Annotated in this window: 8 protein-coding genes and 1 tRNA gene; 5 read left to right on the forward strand and 4 right to left on the reverse strand. The window is 60.1% G+C overall.

Annotation, left to right across the window (positions count from 1 at the left end):
- Positions 1 to 19 precede the first annotated feature (19 nt).
- From aztA to ACT6QH_RS01015, 4 genes are all read right to left on the reverse strand, one after another.
- Complete coding sequence (aztA, locus tag ACT6QH_RS01000; RefSeq protein ID WP_444972950.1) at positions 20 to 775, reverse strand: zinc ABC transporter ATP-binding protein AztA; 756 nt, start codon at positions 773 to 775, stop codon at positions 20 to 22.
- Positions 776 to 778: 3 nt separating this feature from the next.
- Positions 779 to 934 carry a hypothetical protein gene (locus tag ACT6QH_RS01005; protein WP_444972951.1) on the reverse strand — a complete coding sequence of 52 codons (156 nt, stop codon included), beginning with the start codon at positions 932 to 934 and terminating at the stop codon, positions 779 to 781.
- 194 nt (positions 935 to 1,128) lie between these two features.
- On the reverse strand, positions 1,129 to 2,295 hold the full coding sequence (locus ACT6QH_RS01010) for a GNAT family N-acetyltransferase (protein WP_444972952.1): 1,167 nt from the start codon (positions 2,293 to 2,295) through the stop codon (positions 1,129 to 1,131).
- A gap of 17 nt (positions 2,296 to 2,312) precedes the next feature.
- A complete protein-coding gene (locus ACT6QH_RS01015; RefSeq protein ID WP_444972958.1) occupies positions 2,313 to 2,780 on the reverse strand; it encodes a RidA family protein in 468 nt (155 codons plus the stop codon).
- A gap of 179 nt (positions 2,781 to 2,959) precedes the next feature.
- Between ACT6QH_RS01015 and ACT6QH_RS01020 the strand changes: the two genes are divergently transcribed.
- The 5 genes from ACT6QH_RS01020 to ACT6QH_RS01040 all read left to right on the forward strand — a co-directional run bounded on the left by ACT6QH_RS01020 (position 2,960) and on the right by ACT6QH_RS01040 (position 7,948).
- Entirely contained in the window at positions 2,960 to 3,934 is a 975-nt protein-coding gene (locus ACT6QH_RS01020) for an EipB family protein (RefSeq protein ID WP_444972953.1), read from the forward strand.
- Positions 3,935 to 3,956: 22 nt separating this feature from the next.
- Complete coding sequence (locus ACT6QH_RS01025) at positions 3,957 to 4,241, forward strand: acylphosphatase (RefSeq protein WP_444972954.1); 285 nt, start codon at positions 3,957 to 3,959, stop codon at positions 4,239 to 4,241.
- 141 nt (positions 4,242 to 4,382) lie between these two features.
- Positions 4,383 to 5,930, forward strand: coding sequence for a glycosyltransferase family 39 protein (locus tag ACT6QH_RS01030; protein ID WP_444972955.1), 1,548 nt, complete (start codon positions 4,383 to 4,385; stop codon positions 5,928 to 5,930).
- A 236-nt stretch (positions 5,931 to 6,166) separates the two neighbouring features.
- Positions 6,167 to 7,699 (forward strand): helicase HerA domain-containing protein, encoded by a 1,533-nt coding sequence (locus tag ACT6QH_RS01035; RefSeq protein ID WP_444972959.1) that lies wholly within the window; start codon positions 6,167 to 6,169, stop codon positions 7,697 to 7,699.
- A gap of 159 nt (positions 7,700 to 7,858) precedes the next feature.
- Positions 7,859 to 7,948: transfer RNA gene (locus ACT6QH_RS01040), tRNA-Ser, on the forward strand.
- The last annotated feature ends 135 nt before the right edge of the window (positions 7,949 to 8,083 follow it).

Consider the following 8,083-nt stretch of genomic DNA (forward strand, 5'->3'; position numbering starts at 1 on the left):
GGCTCTTCTGTTTCCGGCGTCAGGCGGCGCAGGAGGGGGCGTCATCGCGCCAGGCTTCGCTGGTCAGGCGGGCTTCCGCGAGATTTTCATCGGTCAGCACCTGTGCCGTGGGGCCCCAGGCCACCTCTGTGCGGGCCAGCAAAAGCGTTTGTGGGAAAGCCGCACGCACCATGTCAAAATCATGCAGCACCGCCAGAACGGTGCGCCTTTCCTCATGCCAGCGGTGAACAAGGGCGATCAGGTCTGCCGTGGTGCGGGTATCCAGTGCGGTGAAGGGCTCATCCAGAAGGATGACACGGGCATTCTGTAGCAGCAGGCGCGCAAACAGGGTGCGCTGCATCTGCCCGCCGGAGAGGGTGCCGATGGGGCGGGCTTCAAAGCCTTCAAGCCCCACAGCGGAAATTGCCTCTTCAATGCGCCGCTTGTCTGCCCGGCCAATACCGCCAAACAGGCCGGAGCGGCGCCAGAGCCCCATGGAAACCAGATCAAACACATGAATGGGAAAGGAGCGGTCGATTTCCGCGCTTTGGGGCAGATAGGCAATGTCATGCACGGAAAGGCCGTGTAGATCGACCCTGCCCCCCAGTGGCTTCAGCGCACCGCAAATGCCTTTCAGCAGCGTGGACTTTCCCGCGCCATTCGGCCCACATATGGCCAGAAGGTCACCTTGCGGCACATCACCATTAAGATGATGCACGGCGGGATGACGCTCATAGCCAAGGGTGAGATCGCGGAAGGAAATCTGGGGCAGGGCCGGGGAGGGCTGTGCGTTCATGACTTACTCCAGCACCAGAAACACGGCCAGCCATAGCGGCGCGAGCAGGATGAGGGCAATGAGAAGCCGGGCTGCCACGGACATGCGTAGCATGGAGGGGCCAACGTGCAAGGCCCTGCGTGGCGGGCCACTGTCACGCACATGATTCGCCGTCGCCATCCTCTCTGCTGAACCGGAAGACGATGTCAGCGATAAGGAGGAGGTGAGGGGCGAAGGAGGCATGAGGTACGGCTCGGAAGTCTGTCTGAACAGGATGCGGAACGGCCTGACGACCACTCGCTCCGTATTTGATATAGTGTATCAAAGGTGCTGTCCAGATCACCTAAGGGAGAGTGCTGGCCCTGTCGCCCGTGTCAGTCCTGTTCTGGTGTGTCGGCGGAGCGGCGGAACGGGCCGAGGCGGGTGAGAATGGCTGAATCTTCATCCACATGGGCGCGTTCATAGCTGAGATAATCCGCGACAGCATCACGCAGGCCGGGATGGACAATATAATGCGCCGAACAGGTGGGGGTGGGCAGATAACCGCGCGCCAGCTTGTGTTCGCCCTGTGCTCCGGCTTCCACCACCTTCAAGCCACGGGCAATGGCATAGTCGATGGCCTGATGGTAGCAGACCTCAAAATGAAGGCCGGGATGATGCTCGATACATCCCCAATAGCGCCCATAAAGCGTTTCAGCCCCGATGAAGTTCAGTGCTCCCGCCACATAGCGCCCTTCACGGCGCGCCATGACGAGAAGGATGTTCTCGGGCATTTGTTCCCAGATGCGGTTGAAGAAAGCGCGATTGAGATAGGGTGACCCCCATTTGCGCGCGCCGGTATCCAGATAAAAATGAAAAAAGGCATCCCAGGCTTCTTCGGTCAGATCCGCGCCAGCAAGCCATTCAATGGTGATGCCATTGGCGAGCGCCTCCCGCCTTTCCTTCCGCAGGGCCTTGCGCTTGCGGGAGGCGAGGGCGGAGAGGAAGTCCTCATAGACGCCATAACCGGCGTTCAACCAGTGAAACTGCCGGTCCGCACGCTGGAGGAAGCCTTGTTCAGCCAGTGCGGTGCATTCCACGGCATGGGCGAAGGTGACATGGGCGGATGAGGCATGGCGCAGTTTTACAAGTTCGTGCAGACCGCTAATCAGGGCGTCGCGGGCTGCCTCATCTTCCGTATTGCGCAGCAGCAACCTGCGGCCCGTAACTGGCGTGAAGGGGACGGCAACCTGAAGCTTGGGATAATATTGGCCGCCAGCACGCTCAAATGCTTCTGCCCAGCCGTGATCGAAAACATATTCACCGCGGGAGTGCCCCTTGAGATAGGCAGGCATGACCGCACGAATGCGGCCATCCCCTTCTTCCAGCACCAGATGTTGCGGTAGCCAGCCTGTGTGGGCCGCTGCACAGCCGGTGATTTCAAGAGCATTAAGAAATGTGTGGGTGAGAAAGGGCTCCGGCTGGCCATCGTTGCCCGCCGCACAGGCATCCCATGCGTCAGCTGGAATGTCGCTGATGGCGGAAACGACGCGCAGGCGCACCTTGCTCTCCTTCTGCCTCAGGCCACTTCCACGATCGCATCAATTTCCACGGCGGCATTCAGCGGCAGGGCCGGCACGCCAACTGCGGAACGGGAATGCCGTCCCTTGTCGCCCAGCGCCTCCACCATAAAATCGGAAGCGCCATTCACCACCTTGGGCTGGTCCGTGAAATCCGGCGTGCTGGAAACAAAAGCGCCGAGCTTCACAATTCGAACCACCTTGTCGAGATCGCCAATCTCGGCGCGGATCTGGGCCAGAATGTTGATGGCGCACATGCGGGCGGCTGTCTGCCCGGTCGCGACATCCACATTTGCACCGAGATGGCCGGATGCCACCAGCGTGCCGGAAGCATCCAGAGGAAGCTGGCCGGAGATGAACAGCAGATTGCCCGAACGTATGACAGGCAGATAATTCGCCACTGGCGGCACGGGGGTGGGCAGGGTCACGCCAAGTTCGGCAAGCCGGTTCTCGATGGAAGAAGACATCATATTCTCCTGATCCGTAATGGTTCACCACACGGTGTGCGCAATTGGCCTTTTTCTTCGCGCATAGATGAGGCATGTGCAAGGACGCATATTCTGCATGTGAGTATGAAGCCTTGATGTGAGTTGAGAGCTTGCCGAAAGACAGGCCTTTTGCGGAAGGCCGGAAGGAGACAGAAAACATGCCAATATGCACGCTGCCCGGCCTTGGCCTTGTTTCAGGGCTGCGCCTTTCCGCCCTGTGTGGCGTGCTGGCCACTGCGCTGGTGCTTTCCTTCTGTGCGAGCGCGATGGCTGCCCCTGAAGTTGCTGCGGGCAAGGCTTTAGGTAAGGCTTTGCCGGGCCTTTTGCCACACCATGCGACCTATAGATTGCAGCTGGAAAGCACGGGAGCCAACAGTCGCCTGGCAGATGTGAATGGCATTATTGATTATCGCATCACCGGAAATGCCTGTTCCGGTTATGACACGCGCACGCGCCAGACCAGCGAGAGCCGGACAGATGATGGCCGGACAAGCCAGAGGGAAATCGTCGCGAATGCATGGGAGGCCGGTGATGGCAATGCGTTCCGCTTTTCTTCCGTAACCCGGCCTTCAGGGCAGGGGGGCGACCGGAAGGGCGTTTCCGGGCGAGTGGCGCGGCTGGAGAATGGCGCTGTTCGGGTGACCGTGCAGGAGCCTGAGGCCCGTGCCATCGTGATCGACACGCCGGTGCTGATGCCGACAGAACATGTGCTGCATATTCTGAAGCAGGCCGCAGCCGGGCCGGGCACATTGTCTTCCCGCGTTTATGAGGGGGGCAATGATCCGGGTAAGTTCTTCGACACTCTGGCCATTATCGGGCGCGCGCAGGGGGCGCGGAAGAAAACAACCGGCAAGGCGGTGGCGCAGATGTCGGAACCTCTTCTTGTGCCTTCGGCGCGCCTCCAGCTGGAAGGGCGTCCATATTATCCTGTCAGTGTCAGCTATTATGACCCTGCGGCCCCGGAGGAGGGGCCTGAATATGTGATGAGCTTTGCGCTTTACGATAATGGCGTGATCGGAAGACTGAGGATCGACTATGGCAGCTTTGCCGTTGTGGGCGCCATGGCGGCTTTCGAGGCGTTGGGTGATGAGGTGGCGAAGGGCTGCACATCAGGGCCGGATTCGGCATTGTGAGGCGGGGTGAGGGAGTATTGGCATGCGGGTGGTTCGGGTGATGATTGGTGGCCGCGTGCAGGGTGTGAGTTATCGGGCCTGGTGTGCCGATACTGCGCAGAATCTGGGGCTTTCAGGTTGGGTGCGGAACCGACGCAGCGGGCAGGTGGAAGCGTTGTTTGCAGGCGTGGAGGAAGATGTCACCACCATGCTGAAAGCCTGTGAGCAAGGCCCTGTGGCCGCGCGCGTCGAGAAGATCGAGTTGCATGACGCGACGCAAGAGGAGCTGCCTCAGCGCCAGCGCTTTAGCATTCTGGAGACCTTGTAAGAGGGAGATCTTGCGCACATACATGAGCCACTCCATCCGTGGAGTTCATGATGGGCTGGCAGAGTGTTGCGGAGCTGTGCCATGGCCATGTGGGGCAGGGATTGAAAGCCTGCAACTGTGTTCCGGGAGGGCCCTGGCTTCGTGACTGATGTGCAAATGCAAGATCCGCGTGTTTCTCCTTACCGCGAAATGAGAAGCACGCAGGTGCAGGATGCAGCCGCACCATTCTGGGCGCGTCAGAAGGGCGTTCTTCTCATCATCGGGCTGTGGGTGCTGGCCCATGCAGCGGTCGCCGTTTTTCTGGAAAGCGCGATCAATGTGGATGATGCCATTGAGAGCTATCTCGCCCAGTCTTTTGATCTGAATTATGTGCAGCGTAATCCGCCGGTTTTCGACTGGCTTCTTTATGCGCTTCAGCAGGTGGCTGGCACTGGCCCACTCAGCTTCGCCATCATGCGCTATGGTCTGCTGTTTCTGTGTGCCTGGCTTGTGTATCGCATCGCGCGCCGCGTGATTGTGGAACCGCGTTTGCAGGCCATGGCTGTCTATTCGCTCTCGGCTATCTGGGTGCTGGGCTATCACAGCCACCGCATATTGACCCATTCCAACATCATGATTGTTGGCATCGCCGGCACTTTCCTGACGTTGCTGGCCCTTGTGCGCCGGCCGAGCCTTGCTCTTTATGCCGGGCTTGGCTTCTGGCTGGCATGGGGGCTGATCGGGAAGTTCGGGTTTGCTGCGTTTCTGGCCACGCTCATGGCGGCCTGCCTGCTGGAGCCGCTTTTTCGCCGCGTTATTCTGGATCGTCGGCTCATCGTCACATGTATTGTCGCGGCCTTGCCTCTGCTGACTTACAGCATCGGCCTTCGCGCCGACCGGCAGGATGTGATGGGTGCCGCTGTTGAAACCATGGGGCAGACGGGTACGGACTGGCAAATTGTCATCACAAGCTGGGTTGAGGCGCTGTTTGGCTATGTGATGCCGCTGGTGGCTCTTCTGGCGCTGATCTTCCTGCCTTTCAACCGGGGCGGTGGTGAGCGGCCACAGGGTAGCGAAGAGCAAGCCGCCATAAGGCGGGTGCTGCGTAACATCATGCTGCTGGGGGTTCTGGCCAGTTTCATCATGGTCGTGGGCATGGGGGTCAGCACTTTCAGGGATCGCTATTTCCACGTCTTCCTGTTGTTCTTGCCGGTGTATCTGTTTGCCGAGCTGGAATTTCTGGGGGGCTGGCGACCAAGGGTGGCGTTGTATCTGGGGGTTCTGGTGGCCTTGGCCATTGGTATTCTGGGAGGGCGCATTCTGGTGACGCTCTGGCCCAGCCCGGCCCTGTGCGGGCGATGTCTGGCGGCCGAGCCACTCTACAAGATTGCGCCTGTCATCTTTGAGACGCTGGGGCCCTCGCCAACACTCGTGGCGGATGACAGAACATCTGGTGGTCGGCTGAGAGCAGCTGTTCCGGGGGCGCGTGTTCTGGTGCTGGGTGAGCCTGAATACAGGCCACCTTCCCGCCCTTCGACAGGTTGTGCGCGTGTCACGGGCATTGCGACAGGTTTGCCTATTCGCCTTCCTCCACCGCGCAGGGAGACGATAGAAATCGCAATCAAATGGCCGGCTCCCTTCCTCCATCCGCCCCGTTGGAGTGACTGGCAGATCATTCCCTTGCCGGCGGATAGCTCGATGTGCCGATAGGTTTGAGAACCTGCTTAGCTGTGCATATCGGGAACAGTCTGTGGCGGTGTCATGGTGTTGTATTTTTGCTCATGACCTTGCGTTCCTTATCTGTTCAGAAGCCAGAGGGTCGTTTTTTGATACACAAGCCTGGCCCGGCAGGGCGCTCATGCCCGCGAAAGAGTTGAAGAAGCTGCACGAATCGATATGAGTCCGGGCATGATCTCATGCCCTCTCTTTTCCTCGTGGATGCTGTGATGACAGCTTCCGCCAAGGTGTCCATTGATCTCGGCACCCGTACCAACGGGGGCTCCGCCACACTGGATCTGGAAGAGCTGCTGGCCACGCGTCTGCTGGTTCAAGGCAATTCCGGCTCAGGAAAATCGCATCTGCTGCGCCGTCTGCTGGAGCAGAGCGCCCCATGGGTGCAACAGGCGGTGATTGACCCGGAGGGTGATTTTGTCACGCTGGCTGAGCGTTTCGGCCATGTGGTGGTGGATGCCCAGCGTGGGGAAGGGGATTTGCAGCGCATCGCTGCGCGTGTGCGCCAGCACCGTGTTTCTGTGGTGCTTAATCTGGAAGGGCTGGACAGCGAGAACCAGATGCGCGCCGCAGCCGCCTTTTTGGGCGGTCTTTTCGATGCGGATCGGGATATGTGGTATCCCATGCTGGTTGTTGTGGATGAGGCGCAGCTCTTCGCGCCCGTGGCTGCGGGTGAGGTTTCCGATGAAGCCCGCAAGCTGACGCTTGGTGCGATGACGAACCTCATGTGCCGTGGCCGTAAGCGCGGGCTGGCCGGGGTCATCGCCACGCAACGTCTCGCCAAACTGGCAAAGAATGTCGCGGCGGAAGCCTCCAACTTCCTGATGGGCCGTACCTTTCTGGATATCGACATGGCGCGCGCCGCAGATCTGCTCGGCATGGACCGGCGACAGGCCGAGATGTTCCGGGATCTGGAGAGCGGAAATTTCGTGGCCCTTGGGCCGGCCTTGGCGCGTCGGCCCTTGCCTGTGCGTATTGGGCCTGTTGAAACTGCTGCCCGCTCCACCAGCCCGAAGCTGCTGCCTTTGCCAGAGCCCCCCGCCAGTGTCGATGCGCATGATCTCATTTTCATGCCGGGTGAAGATGAGCCCCTGATGCCGGTGCAGCGTCGAGCCCCCACCGTGGCGTCTACAACGGATGTTCTGGCCCAGCTTGCCCGAAGCGGGCCACCCACTCCGCCGCCGGCCCCGGAACCGTTGCCCAGCCTTTCACCGGAGCAGCGGCAGGCTGCGATAGATGCCGCCCTACGGGAAATCCTCACGGAAAGCGATGCCGGTTTCCGTACCATTCCTGTGCTGTATCAGGATTTTCTGGTTCGCTGCCGTATTCGTCGGGTCGGGGGCGAGCCGCTTAGCCTGTCGGCCTTCCGGCGTCGTCTGGCCGTGGCTCATGCCGGCATCGACATGGCAGAGGCGGAAGCGGAAGACTCTCCCTGGGCTGATGTGTTGACCATGGCCGGCAGTCTGCCGGAGGATATTCAGGGCGTCTTCCTGTCACTGGCCCGCGCCGCATTTGACAAGCGCCCGTGCCCTTCAGATGCGCAGGTTGCCCGCGCATATGGCAGCCGCTCCCCTGGGCGGGCGCGTCGCCTTCTGGCCTATATGGAAGAGCATCAGGTCATTGTCACCCGTCTGGATGGACAGGGCCGGCGCATCGTGGCCATTCCCGGTTTGGCTTGGGAGACAGAGCCTGGAGATCCGAATGCTCCCATGCCCGTTGATGAGCCGGAAGAGCGATCTGCGGGCTGATGTGCTTGCAGGCGGAAAAACCGGGAAAGGGCAGGTGTGTTTAGGATGAAAACACCTGCCTTCATGAAATATGTTGGCGAGTGCCCCATGGCCCTCGACGGCACCATGACAATTGGGTAAAAGCCGCGCACAGCCTGTCTGCTTGCAGCGCAGGCGGCAGGAGGGGTGGCCGAGTGGTTTAAGGCACCGGTCTTGAAAACCGGCGTGGGTGCAAGCCCACCGTGGGTTCGAATCCCACCCCCTCCGCCACCTACCTTTCTCACACCCAAACATTCTTTCTCAAAAGCGTTGAAAACGCTGGTTTTCTGCGCCATTATCGTTCTCTCTTTGTTCCATTCGTTCTCATCCAAGCTCACGTATTTCCGGGCATCAACCGGGCATCGG

Source organism: Haloleucobacter albus, from assembly GCF_052492075.1.